Origin of the sequence: Photobacterium aquimaris, assembly GCF_002954455.1 — a bacterium.
In the GTDB taxonomy this organism is placed as follows: domain Bacteria; phylum Pseudomonadota; class Gammaproteobacteria; order Enterobacterales; family Vibrionaceae; genus Photobacterium; species Photobacterium aquimaris.
The window spans coordinates 859,684-879,271 of the sequence record NZ_MSCC01000002.1; the positions used below are offsets into that span (position 1 = coordinate 859,684).

The window sequence follows — 19,588 nt, forward strand, 5'->3', positions numbered from 1 at the left end:
TGTTAAAAAATCCAATATTTGAATGTATTTAAAGCAATATTGATGGGAATATTAACTGAGTCAGTTTTTAGACTTGGTTAATATGACTAACATCATGTAATTTATGTTTTTTAACCTATTTGTCACGGATGAAAAGGTGCTTGTATTTTGATATAAAATGACTTTAATGTTATTTTTTAATGAAATTTGTGGAATTTTTTGATTTCAACGGTAAAAAGCTTGCTATTGCTTTTAAGGTTGGATACAAAATATTTATCTATAGCCAATGTTCAGGGAATAATAATGCAGATTGGTGTACCAAAAGAGGTTTTCGCGAACGAAACGCGAGTTGCTGCCACACCTAAAACGGTTGAGCAGTTATTGAAAATGGGGTTCAGCGTTGTTGTTGAACATGGAGCGGGTGCATTAGCGAGTTTTGATGATGCAGCTTTTGAAGCCGCTGGCGCAGAACTAGCCTCTACTGACAAAGTATGGCAAGCCGATCTCATTTTAAAAGTTAATGCTCCTCAGGTTAATCCTGCAACGGGTATTGATGAATGCGAACTAATAAAAGAAGGTGCGAGCTTAGTTAGTTTTATTTGGCCTGCTCAGCACCCTGAATTATTAGAAAAGTTAGCCACAAAAAATATTAATGTGATGGCGATGGATTCAGTTCCTCGTATTTCACGTGCTCAAGCGCTTGATGCGCTTAGTTCGATGGCAAATATTGCCGGTTATCGTGCCGTAGTAGAAGCTGCGCATGAGTTTGGTCGATTCTTTACTGGTCAAATTACAGCTGCAGGTAAAGTACCGCCAGCAAAAGTGTTAGTCGCTGGTGCTGGTGTTGCGGGTCTGGCTGCAATCGGTGCTGCTGGTAGCCTTGGCGCAATCGTGCGTTCATTTGATGTTCGCCCTGAGGTGAAAGAACAAGTTGAATCAATGGGTGCTGAATTCCTTGAAGTTGATTTTAAAGAAGATACTTCAACGGGTGATGGCTACGCTAAAGAAATGTCTGATGAGTTCAACAAAGCAGCTGAGCGTTTATACGCTGAGCAAGCAAAAGATGTTGATATTATCATCACAACAGCTCTGATTCCGGGACGTCCTGCGCCTAAATTGATCACCAAAGAAATGGTTGATTCAATGAAGTCGGGCAGTGTTATTGTTGATCTAGCAGCAGCTAATGGCGGTAACTGTGCTTACACTGAAGCTGATAAAGTGATTACCACTGCTAATGGTGTAAAAATCATTGGTTATACTGATATGGTTGGTCGTTTACCAACTCAAGCTTCACAGCTTTATGGTACTAACTTAGTTAATTTATTAAAGCTGCTGTGCAAAGAAAAAGACGGCAACATAGATATTAACTTTGATGATGAAGTACTACGTGGCTTAACAGTTATCAAAGCGGGCGAAGTTACATGGCCTGCGCCACCAATTAAAGTATCAGCGGTTGCTCAGAAACCTAAAACAGTAGAAAAAGTACAGCCCAAAAAAGCTGAGCCAATGTCACCGATTAAGAAATATGGCATGATGGCGGCTGGCATTGCATTATTTGCTTGGGTTGGTCATTACTCTCCACCTGAATTCCTTGCTCACTTTACCGTTTTTGTATTGTCATGTGTGGTTGGTTACTACGTAGTATGGAATGTTAGCCATTCTTTACACACGCCATTAATGTCTGTAACTAACGCAATTTCAGGCATCATCATCGTAGGTGCATTACTCCAAATAGGACAAGGCTCCGGAATCGTTTCCGTGTTGGCTTTTGTTGCTGTTCTCATTGCTAGTATCAATATTTTTGGTGGCTTTACTGTTACCAAGCGGATGCTAGAAATGTTTCGTAAAGATAAATAAGGAGTAATACATGTCTGCAGGAATCGTACAAACGGCATACATTGTTGCTGCCGTATTGTTTATTATGTCACTTGCTGGATTATCCAAGCAAGAAACCGCACGAAAGGGTAACTATTTCGGTATTGTGGGTATGGCTATCGCGCTTATCGCTACAATCTTTGGTCCTGAATCACAAGGGACGGTTTGGATTATTTTAGCGATGATCATTGGTGGTGCAATTGGTATTTTCTACGCTAAAAAAGTAGAGATGACTGAAATGCCAGAGCTTGTTGCAATGCTACACAGCTTTGTGGGTATGGCAGCAGTACTGGTTGGTTTTAATACCTTCTTACACCATCAACCGCTAGAAGGCGCATTGCTAAACATTCACTTAGTAGAAGTTTTCCTTGGTGTATTCATTGGTGCCGTAACCTTTACCGGTTCACTGGTTGCTTTTGCTAAATTGCGTGGCTTAGTATCAACGTCAGCATTACAGCTACCACATCGTCATAAGCTAAATCTAGTTGCTCTGATTGTTTCAGCACTATTGCTAGTATGGTTTGTGAAAGCTGAAGGCTCAATGGCGGCATTAATTCTAGTGACTTTGATTGCATTTGCATTTGGTTATCACTTAGTTGCCTCTATTGGTGGCGCTGATATGCCAGTTGTAGTGTCGATGCTGAACTCATACTCAGGTTGGGCAGCAGCAGCAGCAGGCTTTATGTTAGCTAATGATCTGTTGATTGTTACTGGTGCATTAGTCGGTTCTTCAGGTGCTATTCTGTCTTACATTATGTGTAAAGCGATGAACCGTTCATTCGTAAGTGTTATTGCGGGTGGTTTTGGTTCAGACGGTGTTGCTTCGAGCGATGATGAAGAATATGGTGAGCATCGTGAAACAACAGCAGAAGAAGTTGCTGAATTATTGAAAGATGCTAAATCAGTCATTATTACTCCAGGATACGGTATGGCGGTTGCACAAGCGCAATATCCTGTTCACGAAATTACTGATAAATTACGCGCTCAAGGTGTAGAAGTACGTTTTGGTATTCACCCTGTTGCTGGACGTTTGCCAGGACACATGAACGTATTATTGGCAGAAGCTAAAGTGCCTTACGATATTGTATTAGAAATGGACGAAATCAATGATGATTTCCCTAAAACTGATGTGGTATTAGTTATTGGTGCTAATGACACAGTAAACCCAGCGGCAATGGAAGATCCAAATAGTCCGATTGCTGGTATGCCTGTTCTTGAAGTGTGGAATGCAAGTAATGTGATTGTATTTAAACGCTCAATGAATACCGGTTATGCAGGGGTACAAAACCCACTGTTCTTTAAAGAAAACAGTCAGATGTTGTTTGGTGACGCGAAAGCTTCATGTTTATCTATTCTTGAACATCTATAAAAATAGCCGTAGTATAAATAAAGCCACTCAGAGTTGAGTGGCTTTTTTATTTATAAACAAAAAAGGTGTTTTAAGTGAGATATATTCAATTAAATGATTTATAGTCATATGATTATTTCGCTGACATTTTTTTTGACAAAACACTGTTCTATAATGTTAAACTAAAAGTATGAAAACGTATGTACTAATCTTTTCTTTATTATTTTCTGCTGCATCATTTGCAGAAGCTCAAACATTTCCAGAACGGTTAAATGCCGCTCGTGCTGATATACTAAAACGTAAGCCTCTAGCAACATACGATTTTCGTAAACTTCAGAGCTTATATCCAGGGCGACTGTTAATCCCTGAAACACTATTACCACAAACAGGTGAATATCCACTAAATGCATTGCGTCAGCTCTACCATAATTCGATAACGTGTAAAGGGCCATGGCCATTATCGCCATTAGTTACTCAACCTGTTGTATTTACACGTGCTATGTGCTTTAAAACAAAATTACCATCGAGTTGGTTTGTACGTTCAGGATATATTCATCCTGGCGGTGGTAGTTATGCTTACCGTTATATTCAGAAACATCCGGATATGGCGATAAAATACAGTAAATATTTACATATAAAAGAACGACCAATTGCTGCAGCAACAACGATTTTAGGACGCTTGCAGCGAATGAATAACGATGAGATTCACGCGTTTATTTCTGGTGCACAATTTTTTATCTCAAATGGTGAATTGTGGGTTCGCAACGATAATGAATACCGTGTCTTTGACCAAGTAACATGGTCTAAAATGCTTAATCGTTATCAGTTACATTTTAAACGCTTAGATCAAAATGATTTTTGTCTTGCTAAAAATGGTAATATTTGTTGGCGTGAAGATAATAAGTCACATGTAACCTATTATTTATTAATAGGCTTACTGGTGATGAATGCTGGGTTATTGTTGAGTTGGAGTATTTACCGATTCAGGATCCGCCGTCGTACGATGGAAGAACGGATGTTAGTGTTACAAATTCTAACCCATGAATTACGTACTCCAATTGCCAGTTTAGCGATGACAGTTGAAGGTTTTCGCCGTCATTTTGATGAGTTACCTGAAGGTTTATACGACGAGTTTCGTCGTTTAACAGAAGATTCGCGACGGTTGCGACAATTAGCCGAAGCGAGTAAAGATTATTTACAAGCTAACCAACAACAGTTAAGTGTTCAAGAAGTTGAATCGCTGAATGAATGGTTAGGTTACATAGCAGAAAAGTACGATGTTATATTGAACTTAGGTGAAGATAGAAGTGTTTTGGTTAATATTTATTGGCTAGGGACTTGTCTTGATAACTTATTATCTAATGCTTATAAATATGGTGTAGCACCTGTTAGTTTATCGTCATCGTATAAGAATGGGACCTTGAAGCTTATTGTTCAAGATGAAGGACAATTAGGTGCAAAAGATTGGTCTCGCTTAAGAAAGCCTTTTGTTAGTTCTCAAGGTTTAGGCTTGGGTTTAACAATTGTTGAATCGATGATTAATAGAATGGGGGGTCGAATGAAACTCATTGGTCCACCGACAACATTTATTTTGGAGATACCGTGTGAATCAAACTCTGCTACTGGTTGAAGATGACCGTAACCTTGCTGATGGTTTACTCGATTGCTTAAGGCAAGCTGGATACAACTGCTTATATGCTGATTGTGCCACTAAAGTCGAGGCATTGTGGAAAAATGCAGATCTTGTTGTACTCGATCGCCAATTGCCGGAAGGTGATTCACTCGACTACTTGTCAGGTTGGTTAAAAAAGAAACATGTTCCAGTTATTTTATTAACAGCAATGGTTTCCATTAACGATAAAGTAATAGGATTAGACTCAGGAGCAAAAGATTATTTAACTAAGCCATTTGCGGAAGAAGAACTATTAGCTCGCGTTCGAGTACATCTACGTGGCGAAGATGGTGATATGGCAGTGATTAATATCATCTCTGTTGGTAACATTCGTATTAACCAAGAAAGTCGTGAAGTTTTTCATGGCAGTGAAAGCGTGACGTTAACACGTACTGAGTTTGAATTATTAGTCTTCTTAGCAAAGAATGCCGGTCGTGTATTTACCCGTGATGAGCTATTAGATCAAGTTTGGGGCTACAATCATTACCCAACAACACGTACAGTTGATACTCATATTCTGCAATTGCGTCAAAAATTGCCTGATATTGAGATAGAGACATTACGTGGTGTCGGATACCGAATGAAGCCATAACGCTTATGTCTGTGTATTCCATGAGAATAAAAAAGCAAACGCGCTGGCTTATGGGGTTATTGTTAATGCACTCGATATTATTTCCTTCGAGTGCATTTGCATCGTCTGATTGGTTTATCTCAAAAGATCTTTATACGATGGCGCATAAAGAACTGCTTGAAGATGATACGGATGCCGTTTTTCAGACGATTATACAAGCATGGCAACAATCACCTAATAGCGTTCAAGCTGATAATCTCAATCAGTTACTTAATTTAGCCATTAGCGAAGATTGTGGACATAGCCTTGAGCGTAAAGTATTACCGACTTGGCTTCCTAAATTATCGATTGAACGTCAAGTTGAGCAAAATCTTAATCAACAACTATTAAAAATTTCTGTCGTAGGCCTAACTCGAGCTGATATAACTAATATTAGTTTGACCAAATGGCCAAATAAGCCGTTATTGAAAGGTGCGCCTTTTATCGATGATGGTGGGTATTTTTCAGTGGAAACACAACGGTTAGATGAGCCAGTATCTGCTGGGTTATATAAGCTCTCTATCACCGCAGAAAATGAGCCGCCTTGGGTTGGATGGATTGTGCTAAATTCTCCTGCTGAAAAACAAGAAATTAGTTGGAAAGACAGTAAAACCTGGCGAATTGATAACATTGAAAAAAATAGTGGTAATTGTCCGTCGCCGACATTAAGTATTAAATTATATGATCTTAATGATACAACATGGCATGCTATCTGGAGTCAAGAATCAGACTCAAATTGGCCGACAACATTACCCAAATTAGACCTTCCAGAAGGGCGTTATTGGTTAAGTGTTGGTGTTGTAAAAACACGATGGCAAGGTGAAATTTCAATCTTAGATATTCAACGGATCACGCGGCCTGTTGATTATGTCGGTGATGATGATTAATTATAGTTAGAATGATATGGCCATTACATTAGTGTGATGGCCATTTTTTTATCTAAAATTCAGTAAGATAAAACTAAAATTAGAAAAGTAGTAATAGACTTATAAATATGTATAATTAATGCATGTTTATAAGGGGTGTATGATGCAAATTATCGATCGCGCGCAAGAAGAAAAAATCCCACCTATATTTAGACTTGCTTTTCGGCCATTTTTTATCGGAGCAACCGTTTATGCTGTTGTTTCAATAGTACTATGGGGGCTGCTTTGGGCGGGTACTCCCCAAATAAGTCAGTTTATGTATAGTAATCCTTTGTGGTGGCATACTCATGAAATGCTATTTGGATTTGCTGGCGCAGTGATTGTGGGGTTTCTACTGACAGCAGTGCAGACATGGACTGGCCAAAATGGGGTGAAGGGGACAAAGCTAGCCATTTTATTTAGCCTATGGTTAATTGCGCGGTTAGGACTAATGTTTGCGACGCCGAGTTATCTGTGGATGGTTATTGATTGTGCTTGGATTGTTATGGCGATGATTTTTTTAGCAATACCAATCATTAAAGTTAAGCAATGGCGCAATATGTTTTTTATTCCTGTGCTGCTCATGTTTACATTGCTGAATATAAAATATCATTTGATGGTACTTAAAGTGATCCCGTTTGCTTTACAAGCAACGGCGTTAGCAACATTGACGATCATTGCTGCAGTAGTGCTTATTGTTGGTGGTAGAGTGATTCCATTTTTTACTTCACGAGCTACTCAAACTGCGCCAATTACTCGTATACCACTGTTAGAATATGCCGCCTTAATACCGATTTGGATAGTGTTAACCTTCACTCTTTTGCCGGTGACAATTGCTCCATCTTTGCTAGCTGCAACTTACCTTATTGCTGCAGTGACTAATTTAGTACGCATGTGTCGTTGGCGTAGTCACAAAACATTAGCGATACCTTTGTTATGGTCGCTACATGGGGCTTATTTATCAATGATAATCGGTTTTGCGTGGCTAGGGGGAAGCTATGTAAATAGCACGATGAGCCCAACGGTAGGTATTCATTTTATCGCTATTGGTGGTATTGGCTCCATGATACTTGCAATGATGGCACGTGTTTCATTAGGACACACAGGACGAAAATTACAGACAGGAAAGTGGATGGCGGTTGCTTTTTTGAGTTTATTTGCTTCATTGTTTGCTAGAACATTATTAGTATTTTTTATGCCTATTGCCGTCGTTAATGCGTATGTTATCTCAGCTATTTTATGGATAGTGGCATTCACAATTTTTACAGTGGTTTATTTTCCAATACTGACTCAAGCTCGTGCTGACGGTCATCCTGGCTAATTAGCGCTCAGCGTGGATAAACAGTGACATTGTTTGACATTACTTCTAGAATACTCACCCGTTTACGAAGTTAAGAAGAATGATATGTATAATCACACGCCGACATTAACGCATTCAGAGCAACAAGAAGCCGCTGAGCGTATTCATGATCTTATGTCTAAAGGTATCAGTAGCGGTGAAGCTATCATGATTGTAGCCAATGAAATTCGTGAAGCTGACATGAAACGTCGCCAAGCTGCGGGTGAGCTTGCTGCGGATGAAGAAGAATAACTATAGCTTATTATTCGTAATTATCTAATTAATAAAAAGAGTCGTAAGGCTCTTTTTTATTTTTGGGTAATTATAATTCTAAATAAACGACTAGTATAAAGGTATGTTTTACTTCTACAATGGAAAAATAAAATAAAAAAGTACCAAGGAAGCATAGATGAATAGTCGTTATTTTGCAGCACAAGCATTTGCCAAAAATCGCCATGGCAATCAAAAATATGGCGAGTTTCCGTATTCTGTTCATCTTGATGCTGTAGCAAAGCTTGCCGAACCATTTGGTTTAGACGCAATGATCATCGCTCAGTTACACGATATTATTGAAGACACGGATACAAGTTTTAATGAGTTAGCAGAATGTTTTGGTTTTACTATTGCAGACGCTGTTAATTATGTCACCGATGTTAAGTTAGAAGATCGTGCTAAGCGCAAATTAGAAATAAACCAACGATTAGCGGCTTTAAATATTGAAGAAGAGGCTGCTCGTCTAGCGTTGATCGTGAAAGTATGTGATCGTTTAGCAAATGTACTTTCGAGCAGTCAGAGTTCGCCGCGTCACTATAAAATGTATCAAAATGAGCATCCAGCTTTTAAAGAAGCGGTATATCGTCCTGGTCTTTGTGATGGTCTATGGAAAGAACTCAATGCACTTATTATTGGTCAACCTGAAGCAATATTATGTAAGCAAGCAACTAGCTAATGAAAAAAATAAAGGCCTGACATTTTGTTAGGCCTTTTGTTTTACTTTAACTATATGATTTAAAGTTATTAGTCGATGTCATAAATGGTCGGGATAGGTTGACGCTTGTGCTGTGTTGCACGGTAAATGCTGACTAAACGATCACGTACAAAGTCATCAACAGGTTTACCTTCAAGAAAATCATCAATTTGGTCATAAGTGACTAATAATGCATCTTCATCTGCTTTTTGTGGTGCTAACTCTTCTAAATCTGCAGTCGGTACTTTAGCAACGAGATGCTCTGGTGCACCTAATTTCGCTGCGATACTACGAATTTGGCGTTTGTTTAAGCCAAAAAGAGGCGCTAAATCACAAGCACCATCACCAAATTTAGTATAAAAACCAGTAATGTTTTCTGCTGAATGATCAGTACCAATTACCAATCCACCTACTAAGCCTGCAATTTCATATTGTGCAATCATGCGTGCTCTTGCTTTTACATTGCCTTTTACAAAATCAACTTTAGCAGCATCAGTTGGAATTAACCCTGTGCCTTCTAATCCGAGTAACGCATTAGCATGTAAGCCATCAACGCCAGCTTTGATGTTGACACTTACCGATTGACTAGGCTGAATAAATTGCAAAGCATGCTGAGCTTCGTCTTCATCTTGTTGTTCACCATAAGGTAGGCGAACAGCAATAAATTGATAGTCATTAGTCGCAGAAGTCGCATTTAAATCATTAATAGCAAGTTGTGCTAGACGGCCACAAGTGGTTGAATCAACACCTCCGCTAATACCGAGTACTAGAGATTTACAGCCAGATTGCTTGAGTTTTTTCTGGATGAAAGCAACACGGCGCTGAATTTCATATTCAACATCGATAGTCGGCAGCACACGCATTTCGTCACGGATAAGTTGTTCCATGGGTCATGAATCCTTAAGGCTTTTGCCCAAATATTAATCACTTAAGTTGGTATAATGGAAAAATGAGAACTCAGTCATTACACCCTTATCAAAATCATGCGATAACTCTAACTAAGGATCAATGCTCAAGTGTAAATTTCTTTAAAATAATGTTGTTTTAGCATAAAAACAGCATCATATTACTAAATTAGTTCAATAGATTGTCTTTCGAAGATGTAGCAACAGAGGTTAGCTGATTGATTTATGAAACACACACTGGCAGTTTTTGGTAGCGCATTTAACCCTCCAAGCCTAGGGCATCGCTCAGTATTAGAGCGCTTAGGCCAATTTGATAAAGTATTACTACTACCGAGTTATCAGCATGCGTGGGGAAAAGTCATGCTTGATTATAATGCCCGTTGTGATCTGGTAGGTGCATTTATCAGTGATATTGGCCAATCTAATCTGGAATTATCCACACTAGAGCAACAAATTGCTATTGATGATAATGCTGTCACAACCTTTGCTGTGCTTGAAGCATTACAATTGCAGTATCCTGATAGCAATATTACTTTTGTAATTGGCCCAGATAATTTTTTAAGCTTTCAGCGCTTTTATAACGCTGATGAGATTCTCAAACGGTGGCAGGTGATGGCGTGTCCTGAAACGCTACCAATACGCAGTACATTAATACGGAATGCATTGGTCAATAAAAGTGATATTAGTCACTACACGACGCCTACAGTGGCTTCAATGTTAATTAATGACAACAGATTTAAGTTTAACGATGAACAACAAGGACGTTAATCATTGCGCGTAAATAAAGTTAAAGTATACATACTTGTACTCGTTGGTAATTTATTTTACTCGTCATCTGTGTATGCTTTTTCTTGTGAATTTATTCCAACGCCAAAATCTTCAATAACGAATGATTTTTTTCAATATAATCAGTCGTTATGCAGTCAAGAAACTGAGTACGATAATATTCCTTTGCTTCATTCAAGCCTTCATTCAAGCGAACAAGCTAAGCAATTTAGTAATTGGAAACAAGACCATGGTTATAACACCAGTGATTTTTGGAATAAATGGAGTGATAATTTTTCCGATCATCCCATTTTCACTGAATATGATGATTCAATGTACTACGGTTTAGGATTCTGGTTACCAAAAGAATATGATCATGAACAGGTTGAAGATATTGTTGATGCTGAGCAGTGGGTATTAAATCACGGTGTCCAAATGAGTATTGGTTTTGGTGAACCTAGCAGTAATAGCACCCATGTTCGATTAGATTATCGTTGGCATACTAAGAGTAATGTTGATGATGGAGTCTCACTACAAGTCTATGTACCATTTGATTAATAGCCTGTAAATGTAACGCCCATTAGTATTAACGGGCGCTGTTATAACGATAGCTATTAACAGTATATTTTAGTGATCTACTACCGCGATTAAAAGGGTTTACCCAAAATAGGCATTGCCAGTGCATCAAGTAACATTTCAGATGTATTTAGTTGAGCAGCAATTTGTGGCAGCTTTCTTCCTGAGCGTATTAATTTCAACGCCTCACGTATTGTAATGCAAGATTCAAACTCTTTTATCGTCATTCCAAGAATGGGTTCGATAGCTTGAACAGCAGTTTGCTCTGTTACCTTGTTGCCGTTAAGCAATAACGCTAATGCATTATGATATTGCTTATTAATAGCTGGCGATAGTGATTGGGTTGATGCAGATAGATTTGATATTTGATCTGCAATAACTTTGAGTAAACGTCCTTCAACACCATTCCAGTCATGTTTTTCTGTTGGTTGCTTTGTAAGTTCAACTAATAAAGCGTCAAGCAGTGGACTAACTACAAAGAATCCAGCATCACGGCATAATGGCTGTTGTAGACGGATTGAAAAAGCGACTTTAAAAAAGCAAGTGCCAGGTAAAACCGTTAATGCATGTAAACAATCAAAAGGAACCCAGAAGCCATGTCCTTTAGAGACAAGATGTTCATGTTTACCTAAGCGCATTAATATGCTGCCGCTGGTCACAACAATAAAATAGGCATTGTGACTTTTACGACGAGAACCGACGAAAAGAAAAGGGTGCTCGTTTTGGGAAAACTCAATAGCTTGTTTCATAATGTCTCTCTAACTCGATATCCTACACATATTCGGCTGTTTTTGTTACATCGTCAACATTGCATAGGCGACAATAATCAAAATCAGTGTATGATTGGTCGTTTTTGCATTAGAACGCACTTTTTATGATTAATTGTGGTTGAAAATTCAGCGACTCGGCGTGGTTAGGTTTGCAACCATACTCCTTATTGATTTAGATTATTGGGTAAAGATAGTATTTACCTGTAAAATAACCCAGTTTTTTAAGATGAAGCCTTATTGTGTGTATAGATAACGATATTTATAAAGAAATCCGCCCTTACAACGATGACGAAGTTAAAGGGGCTATCCAACGTCTGATTGATGATAAAGATTTTATCAATGCCATTTTAAAATACCGCTTTCCTCATGCTTCCGGTATGTTTGGCTGGTTACTGATTCCGCTAATAAAACGTTTTCTTGTAAAAAAATGGTCAAACGTGACCAGCGTTAAAAATGTTCAAGATTATGTAGCGAAGTATATGCGAGCAACCATCGATCAGTCATGTGACGGTGTAACAGTAACGGGGTTAGATAAACTTGATCCCAATAAATCTTACTTATTTGTATCAAATCATCGTGATATCGCGATGGATCCAGCAATGGTAAATTGGTGTTTATTTAATAATAATTTCAATACTGTACGTATTGCGATTGGTGATAATTTACTTAAAAAACCATGTGCGACTGAGTTAATGCGTTTAAATAAAAGTTTTATTGTTAAACGTTCAGCAAAAGGTCCACGTGAGTTAATGAAGTCATTAGGCTTACTTTCTAGCTATATTTCTCATTCTTTAATGACGGGTAATAACATTTGGATAGCACAAAAAGAAGGTCGTGCAAAAGACGGTAATGATAAAACCGATCCTGCGATTCTAAAAATGTTCTTTATGGAAGGGCGTAAGCAAAAATTACCATTTGCTGAGTTTATGAGTGGGCTTAATATTGTTCCAGTGGCAATTTCATACGAAAATGACCCTTGCGATTTGGCGAAAGCGCAAGAGCTTTACCAAAAAGAAACCACCGGTACGTATGAAAAATCTGAATTTGAAGATATTGAAAGTATCGTGCAAGGTATTGTCGGTCAGAAACGTAGAATTCATATTAGCTTTGGTGATGTCATCACTGATTCGCCAGAAACCCCTGATGAATTAGCAGCGATTATTGATAAGCAAATTACAGAAAATTATCATTTATTCCCATCAAATTATATTGCTGCTGATATTGAATCTGAGCAAGTGACAGCTGCTGAGCGTCAGTTGTTTGAACAGAAATTAGCTGACCAACCACAAGGCGTACAAACGATATTACGTCGTATGTATGCGTTACCGGCGCAGAAAAAACAAGCAGTAGAATAAGACAGCTTTACCTAGTAATGAACAACGCGGCTATTATGGCCGCGTTGTTGTAATTACTTAACTGCACAATGTATTTAATTAACTGTGTTGTATATAAACACAGTTAATTAGTGCATAGAAGGTGGTGTTTTATAAGGAGCTTGTGCCATACGTTCAGCCATAAAATCAATAAAGCAACGTACTTTGGGGGCTAGGTATTTTCGGCGTGGATAAACAGCATAAATCGGTAAATCAACCGTTGTTTTCCACTCAGGGAGTAACTGTACTAGCTTATTGGTTTCAATCTCATCGGTCATTAAATAGGTCGACAAATACGCAATCCCTAAACTACTCACTGCAGCATCTAATACAGCAGGCGCGTTATCTATACGGTAATTACCTCGTACTCGAATAGATTGTTGCACACCGTCACGAGAAAAAGCCCAATTGACATATTTACGCTCACGGCTTTGATAAGTAATACAATTATGATGGCGTAGTTCACTTGGTGTTACTGGTTTGCCATGCAGCGCAATATAATCAGGTGAAGCAACGACTATAAATTCACAATTGGCTAATTTGCGCGCTACCATACCTTCTGGCGGGTGTTCATGAATGGCTATCCAACAATCAAAGCCTTCTTCTAATAAATTTGGACGATGATCAAATAGACTTATTTCTAATTCTAATTCAGGATTGGCTTTTTGAAATTCAGCTAAAGCGGAGGTGATATGGATATTACCAAAAGATTGTGCAATACCAATGCGTAACACCCCCTTTATTTCATTACGATAACCCGCGACCATTGCTTCCGCTTCATTGACGGTATCAACCAGTTGTTGGCCGTAATCAGCATACTGTAATCCAATTTCCGTTAAAGCTACTGTACGAGTACTTCGCTGCACGAGTTGGCAACCTAAACGTTCTTCTAAATAACGAATTTGCTTACTGACTTGAGATTTAGAGATACCTAATCTATCTGCTGCACGAGTGAAACTTTGTTCATGGCCAACCGCAGCCAAGATAACCATTTGTTGAAGATTTTCTAGCATAAGCATTTACTCTTAGAAGAGAAAAGCAAAGTAGGGGACGATGTATATAACTTTGCTTGTTATTACAAAATAATAACCTAATTTCTATCATAAAGGATTATCAGCGCCTTGAAAATAAAAGCTGACAACATAAGTTAATCACTATCGATAATAGTAATGATATATATCCGTACAAACGATTTCAGTAATAGTTAAACAGCCGTTAATATAATATTTCACTTAAGGAGATGTGATTAATGTTAACGGTATTTTGGCAGTTTTTAGTGCTAGGTTTATGCAGTTTTGGTGGGCCAGCAGCACATATAGGCTTTTTTCAACAAGCATTTGTCGTTAAAAAGAAATGGCTTAGTAATGAAGATTTCACCCAAGCTATTGCGTTATGTCAGTTTTTACCCGGCCCAGCAAGTAGTCAGCTAGGTATGTATATTGGTTATAAAAAAGCAGGCTATTTAGGATCAATAGCTGCGTTTGCTGGTTTTACATTACCATCATTTGCGTTACTTACATTTCTTGCGGTTGCAAACAATCAATTGAGTGGTTCAGACTGTGTTGAACATATCATTACTGCTGCCAAATTATTAGCTGTTGTGGTTGTTAGCGATGCGTTATGGGGGATGGCAAAGAAAAACCTTATATCAATGCCAACTATCGCGACAGCGCTATTGACCGTAATATGGTTAGCGTTTAATAAAGGGTTATTTAGTCAAATTCTACCTATTATTATTGCTAGTATTTTTGGTTTTTTATGGTCATTTAAAACCCAACCGATTATCAATAAATCACTCATCAAACCAATACGACCACATATTGGCTTAGTTTTTATCTTTTGTGGGTTATTAATTTTATTACCATTAATCGCGAGTACTAACGAGAGTATTAAAATATTCTCAATTTTCTATCAAGCGGGAAGTTTTGTTTTTGGTGGTGGTCATGTTGTATTACCACTATTACAGCCAATGCTTGATGGAATGGTATCGGATAATACTTTCTTAAGTGCTTATGCTTCTGCACAATTAGTACCAGGACCGATGTTTACCATGGCCAGTTATTTAGGAGCATCAGCAATACCTCAAATGCCAATAATCGGTAGCTTAATTGCTACAATAGCGGTGTTTTTACCTGGAAGTTTACTCTTATTTGCTTTTTTACCTGCTTGGAGAGCTTTATTTAGTCATCCGCGTTTAACGCAAGCAATAATATTAATCAATGCTTGTGTTGTAGGTTTATTAGCAAGTGCACTAATCGATCCAGTAATTACCAGTTCGATTAAATCTATACCTGATATAGTTGCCGTAACTGTAGGTTATGGGTTGATTAAAAAATATAATATACCCGTATGGTTGTTGGCGGTATTACTATTAATATATGTGTTAACTTTTTATTAAACATAAAATCAGAGCTCTATAGCTCTGATTTTTTAAGTGTCTAACGCACTATAACTTATCGATGATTAAAAAATAATTAATCATCGATAACATATAATTATGTCAGCTTAAATTCAGTCATGCTTGTTAAAATGAAATACGGGTAGGGTAGATTATATTAAATATTTACGATGAATAAAAACCAAAGAATACGATCTAATATTACTAATTATGATGTGTTGCGAGCTGTTAAATTAGAAATAAAAGCCAGTGAGGAACGAATTATTCGACGAATATATACTGCAGCTATATTATCAGTAGCCACAATCACTTTTGTTTTAATACTCATTATTACTAGCCAAACTCCCACGACGAGAGATTATGCTGCTGATGCAATGAAACGATCTTTTGAAATGGAAAGGGCAATAAAGATGATAGACGATGCTGCCGGTACACACTATTTAGAACAGTCAAAAGCTGAACAATAAAAAGCTCTTATAAGAAAGAGCTTTTTAATTAAATATGTAATATTACCAATCTAAAACTAATTTATGATTTTCAATCACTAACTCAGGTTTGGTTTTTTTCAATAGAGATTGCTCTAATTCATTATCATTGAGTTTGTACACAGGTTTTGTTGATAATACTTGGCTTAAAAAAGAAACAATAGGTGTTATCACCGGTTTGGTTAAGACATTATTTAATCGCTTAGGTGTAACGTCTAAAGATTCAATATTAAGATCTTTTAAGTAGATAGCACCTTGTTGTTGATTGTAATAAGGAATAGCACTGAAATTAGCTTTTATTGAAATATTTTGCGTTGGTTGTCCCATTAGCTCTAAGTCTGCGGTTGCAGTAGCTGCAACATTGACTTTATTTTTAGCGACACGACCAATACCAACTTTGATATTATCAAATTTACCCGTCGCGTAAGCCAGCCCTTGAATGCCCACAGAATGATTAAACTTGGTTTCTTTATTTAGGTATGACTGCATTTCATTTTCAGTTACACCGTAACTAGCACAACCTGAAAAAAATAATACAGAACCCGCAACTAATAATGATTTTAAATGCATAACAAACCTTACTATAACAAAAAAAGAGCACTTCAAGTGCTCTTTTAAATAATAGCAAAGAATCATCATGCCGTGTCAGCAAATAGAATTGAGATGTCATAATTATCGCGTTGAAGATAATTGCGCAGTTTTTTCAATGAAATAACTTGTAGTTGTCTAATTCTCTCACGTGTTAATCCTACTTCATCTGCAACTTCTTGCAAAGTTTGTGATTCATGTCCAAGCAAACCAAAACGACGACAAATAATTTCTTTATCGCGTGGAGATAGAGAATTTAAAATAGAAGAAGTTATTTGTTTTATATCGAGATCATCTAAATGACTTTCTGGCTTAACGACTTTATCATCCGTTAAAAATACCGAAAGTGATTGTGAATTAGCATCATCATTGATTGTTTGGTCATAAGAGATAATAGGAGCATCATAAGATAAAAGCATAGATATATCACTAACACTTCGATCGAGTGTCTCTGCGACATCTTCATTCTTTGGTTCTTTATTTTGAGTATTAAGCAGATGTTTATGTGCTCGTACTATCGTATTAATTTCTTTTGATACGTGAACAGGTAAACGAATAGTACGGCTTTGATTGTGAATAGCACGTTCTATTGTTTGTTTGATCCACCATGTAGCATAAGTTGAAAATCGAAAACCTTTTTCAGGATCAAATTTATCAACAGCAGTAATAAGACCAATATTTCCCTCATCAATAAGATCACTTAATTGAATAGAGCTACCACGGTAACGTTTGGCGATATTAACAACTAAGCGTAAATTACTTTCGATCATTACCTTTTTTGCCGTGGCATCGCCTGTCAATGCTTTACGGCTATAGAGGATCTCCTCAGTTTTAGTTAAGAGTGGTTTCATAGAAATATCACGAAGATATAATTGAATCACATCGGTATCAAAATTTTGAGTCTTACTATTTTCTTCGTTTTCCATATTACATCCCTCTTTTCAACATCCATTTTGAGTACAATAGTGAGGTCTTTATAAATAATTAATCATGTTTATTATTAATATTGAATCTTACAAAACGATTACATTCATTTTAAAATTAAAACACACTTATATTTAATAGGCATTAACACTTGGCACCACAATACGCAAAAGATATATAAATAAATAATAACGACAATATCTATTTTTTATAAAACATAAAACCATTTAATACATATTGATTAAAAATGATCGCGTTTTATTGATGTGTTTCACATAATTGAATCATTAAATGATAAAATCTACATTTTTAATACCCTACACCTATTATTAAATAGATATTTCCTATCAATAACTTAACAGCCATACATGGAGATTTAACAACCATATTTAAAATCTAAATGATATTGATTATCATTTACGCAAGGGGTAAGGTTGACTCATGACAAAGGAGTCACTATGAATAAATCAACCATTGCCCTTGATATGCAACCATCACTATTTGGTTTCAAATTAAAAAAGAAATTACTTTTATTAGGTCCTGCATTTATTGCTGCTATTGGTTATATAGATCCTGGTAATTTTGCGACAAATATCGAGTCTGGTTCAGCTTTTGGTTACCAGTTACTATGGGTGGTATTGTGGGCAAACTTAATGGCGATGTTGATTCAATATTTATCAGCTAAATTAGGCATTGTTACAGGTAAAAACTTAGCGGAACATTTACGAGACCATCTTCCTAAATGGGCAATAGTGCCGTATTGGATACAAGCTGAAATAATTGCCATGGCAACTGATCTTGCTGAATTTATCGGTGCAGCCGTTGGTTTTCAATTATTATTTGGTATAAGTTTGATGGAAGGTGCTGTCATTACTGCGATAGTTACCGTTATGATATTAATGCTTAATAATAAAAGTCAAAAACCGTTAGAAATAATTATTGGTACCTTATTATTATTAGTTGCCGTTGTTTATATTTTTGAGTTATTTATTACACCGCCAGCATCTCATGAATTAGTTAAAGGGCTGATTGTTCCAACATTAAATAGTCCACACCAAATATATTTAGCTGCAGGTATTCTTGGTGCGACTGTAATGCCTCATGTTATTTATTTACATTCAGCGCTATTTAAAAATACTTACGGTGAAAAAGTATCAACACGTTTACGTTCAACAAAGTATGATGTATTAATTGCAATGGTTATTGCAGGATTTGTTAATATTGCAATCGTCGCTATGGCTGCGGCGGTATTTCATTATTCAGGCCATCAAGATATAGCAGCCATAGAAACAGCCTATAAAACATTAACGCCATTAGTAGGTAAAGCTGCCTCAATTCTATTTGGTATTTCGTTAGTCGCGTCAGGTTTATCGTCTACAGTTGTTGGTACAATGGCTGGTGATGTAGTGATGGAAGGCTTTGTAAAATTTACAATTCCTATGTGGTTGCGTCGCTTGATTACGATGGTTCCGTCATTTATTGTGATTGCTCTTGCTATTAATACCATTGAAATATTAGTAATGAGCCAAGTTGTTTTAAGCTTTGGTATTGCACTTGCAATTGTTCCATTACTTTACTTTACCAATAGTAAAAAGATCATGGGTAAATACAAGAATAATAAAATAGTATCTGTTCTTGGTTTAATTATTATTACTATCGTTCTAGCTCTTAATTTATATCTAAGTTATACATTACTTGCTTAATTTATAAATTCAAACTCCTTGTCATTAACAATACCTCGATAATTGTTATATTATCGAGGTGTTTTTTATGGCAATTTTTTTGTTTATATAATGTATTTAATGCCTTATATTCTCTTTTTAGTTTAGATCTTTCTTTTTTTGATGAATTAGATAATCGCATTGATATTTTCTTATCAAAACTAATAATACGAGCTTCTAATCCAGTGCAGGGCAGTAACGCATATTGGTTTTTATATTGTTCAATACTCAAAGCTGAGCTTGATGCATGAAAACCTGTAAATAAAAAAATCACTAATAGTCGAATACTTATCATTATTGAAAATCCAATTCTTATTTTGGATACGATATCACGTCAGTATAAATATAAAACAATATCGTACAATAATAATACTTATACTACAGACTA

The 19,588-nt window shown here is 36.8% G+C and carries 20 protein-coding genes; 14 read left to right on the top strand and 6 right to left on the bottom strand.

The features are described 5' to 3' along the window. Positions 1-282 precede the first annotated feature (282 nt). From BTN98_RS14575 to BTN98_RS14610, 8 genes are all read left to right on the top strand, one after another. Positions 283-1,836, top strand: coding sequence for a Re/Si-specific NAD(P)(+) transhydrogenase subunit alpha (locus BTN98_RS14575; RefSeq protein WP_060997891.1), 1,554 nt, complete (start codon positions 283-285; stop codon positions 1,834-1,836). A gap of 10 nt (positions 1,837-1,846) precedes the next feature. Next, positions 1,847-3,223 carry a Re/Si-specific NAD(P)(+) transhydrogenase subunit beta gene (gene pntB, locus BTN98_RS14580; RefSeq protein WP_060997890.1) on the top strand — a complete coding sequence of 459 codons (1,377 nt, stop codon included), beginning with the start codon at positions 1,847-1,849 and terminating at the stop codon, positions 3,221-3,223. 169 nt (positions 3,224-3,392) lie between these two features. After that, positions 3,393-4,832, top strand: coding sequence for a sensor histidine kinase VxrA (gene vxrA, locus BTN98_RS14585; RefSeq protein WP_060997889.1), 1,440 nt, complete (start codon positions 3,393-3,395; stop codon positions 4,830-4,832). Next, a complete protein-coding gene (locus tag BTN98_RS14590; protein ID WP_060997888.1) occupies positions 4,807-5,466 on the top strand; it encodes a response regulator transcription factor in 660 nt (219 codons plus the stop codon). Before vxrA ends, BTN98_RS14590 begins: the two co-directional genes overlap by 26 nt. Before the next feature lie 65 nt (positions 5,467-5,531). Continuing rightward, positions 5,532-6,371, top strand: a complete 840-nt coding sequence (locus BTN98_RS14595; protein ID WP_235859482.1) for a DUF2861 family protein — start codon at positions 5,532-5,534, stop codon at positions 6,369-6,371. A 139-nt stretch (positions 6,372-6,510) separates the two neighbouring features. After that, positions 6,511-7,710, top strand: coding sequence for an NnrS family protein (locus tag BTN98_RS14600; RefSeq protein WP_328585772.1), 1,200 nt, complete (start codon positions 6,511-6,513; stop codon positions 7,708-7,710). An 84-nt stretch (positions 7,711-7,794) separates the two neighbouring features. Beyond that, positions 7,795-7,980, top strand: a complete 186-nt coding sequence (locus BTN98_RS14605; RefSeq protein ID WP_060997885.1) for a YoaH family protein — start codon at positions 7,795-7,797, stop codon at positions 7,978-7,980. Positions 7,981-8,137: 157 nt separating this feature from the next. After that, complete coding sequence (locus tag BTN98_RS14610) at positions 8,138-8,677, top strand: HD domain-containing protein (RefSeq protein WP_060997884.1); 540 nt, start codon at positions 8,138-8,140, stop codon at positions 8,675-8,677. A 68-nt stretch (positions 8,678-8,745) separates the two neighbouring features. Here the strand turns inward: BTN98_RS14610 and nadE are convergent, their stop codons facing one another. Beyond that, on the bottom strand, positions 8,746-9,582 hold the full coding sequence (nadE, locus tag BTN98_RS14615; protein WP_060997883.1) for an ammonia-dependent NAD(+) synthetase: 837 nt from the start codon (positions 9,580-9,582) through the stop codon (positions 8,746-8,748). A gap of 243 nt (positions 9,583-9,825) precedes the next feature. On the opposite strand from nadE, the gene BTN98_RS14620 reads away from it, so the two are divergent. Both BTN98_RS14620 and BTN98_RS14625 read left to right on the top strand, forming a co-directional pair. Beyond that, positions 9,826-10,368 (top strand): nicotinate-nicotinamide nucleotide adenylyltransferase, encoded by a 543-nt coding sequence (locus tag BTN98_RS14620; RefSeq protein WP_060997882.1) that lies wholly within the window; start codon positions 9,826-9,828, stop codon positions 10,366-10,368. A 3-nt stretch (positions 10,369-10,371) separates the two neighbouring features. Beyond that, positions 10,372-10,923, top strand: coding sequence for a hypothetical protein (locus tag BTN98_RS14625; protein ID WP_060997881.1), 552 nt, complete (start codon positions 10,372-10,374; stop codon positions 10,921-10,923). Between the two features lie 89 nt (positions 10,924-11,012). Here BTN98_RS14625 and BTN98_RS14630 read toward each other — a convergent pair whose 3' ends face one another. Then, complete coding sequence (locus BTN98_RS14630; RefSeq protein ID WP_060997880.1) at positions 11,013-11,690, bottom strand: AraC family ligand binding domain-containing protein; 678 nt, start codon at positions 11,688-11,690, stop codon at positions 11,013-11,015. 260 nt (positions 11,691-11,950) lie between these two features. Here BTN98_RS14630 and BTN98_RS14635 point away from each other — a divergent pair, with 260 nt between their 5' ends. Next, a complete protein-coding gene (locus tag BTN98_RS14635; RefSeq protein ID WP_105030026.1) occupies positions 11,951-13,066 on the top strand; it encodes a 1-acyl-sn-glycerol-3-phosphate acyltransferase in 1,116 nt (371 codons plus the stop codon). A 107-nt stretch (positions 13,067-13,173) separates the two neighbouring features. Here the strand turns inward: BTN98_RS14635 and BTN98_RS14640 are convergent, their stop codons facing one another. After that, positions 13,174-14,097, bottom strand: coding sequence for a LysR family transcriptional regulator (locus tag BTN98_RS14640; protein ID WP_060997999.1), 924 nt, complete (start codon positions 14,095-14,097; stop codon positions 13,174-13,176). A 236-nt stretch (positions 14,098-14,333) separates the two neighbouring features. On the opposite strand from BTN98_RS14640, the gene chrA reads away from it, so the two are divergent. Beyond that, a complete protein-coding gene (gene chrA / locus BTN98_RS14645; protein ID WP_060997878.1) occupies positions 14,334-15,482 on the top strand; it encodes a chromate efflux transporter in 1,149 nt (382 codons plus the stop codon). A gap of 170 nt (positions 15,483-15,652) precedes the next feature. Further along, positions 15,653-15,949, top strand: a complete 297-nt coding sequence (locus tag BTN98_RS14650; protein ID WP_060997877.1) for a hypothetical protein — start codon at positions 15,653-15,655, stop codon at positions 15,947-15,949. 42 nt (positions 15,950-15,991) lie between these two features. On the opposite strand, the gene BTN98_RS14655 is transcribed toward BTN98_RS14650, so the two are convergent. Beyond that, a complete protein-coding gene (locus tag BTN98_RS14655; RefSeq protein WP_060997876.1) occupies positions 15,992-16,537 on the bottom strand; it encodes a YceB family lipoprotein in 546 nt (181 codons plus the stop codon). A 65-nt stretch (positions 16,538-16,602) separates the two neighbouring features. Further along, positions 16,603-17,481 carry an RNA polymerase sigma factor RpoS gene (gene rpoS / locus BTN98_RS14660; RefSeq protein WP_060997875.1) on the bottom strand — a complete coding sequence of 293 codons (879 nt, stop codon included), beginning with the start codon at positions 17,479-17,481 and terminating at the stop codon, positions 16,603-16,605. A gap of 456 nt (positions 17,482-17,937) precedes the next feature. On the opposite strand from rpoS, the gene BTN98_RS14665 reads away from it, so the two are divergent. Then, complete coding sequence (locus tag BTN98_RS14665; protein WP_269451312.1) at positions 17,938-19,182, top strand: Nramp family divalent metal transporter; 1,245 nt, start codon at positions 17,938-17,940, stop codon at positions 19,180-19,182. 1 nt (position 19,183) lies between these two features. On the opposite strand, the gene BTN98_RS14670 is transcribed toward BTN98_RS14665, so the two are convergent. After that, positions 19,184-19,495, bottom strand: a complete 312-nt coding sequence (locus BTN98_RS14670) for a hypothetical protein (protein WP_105030027.1) — start codon at positions 19,493-19,495, stop codon at positions 19,184-19,186. Positions 19,496-19,588 lie beyond the last annotated feature (93 nt).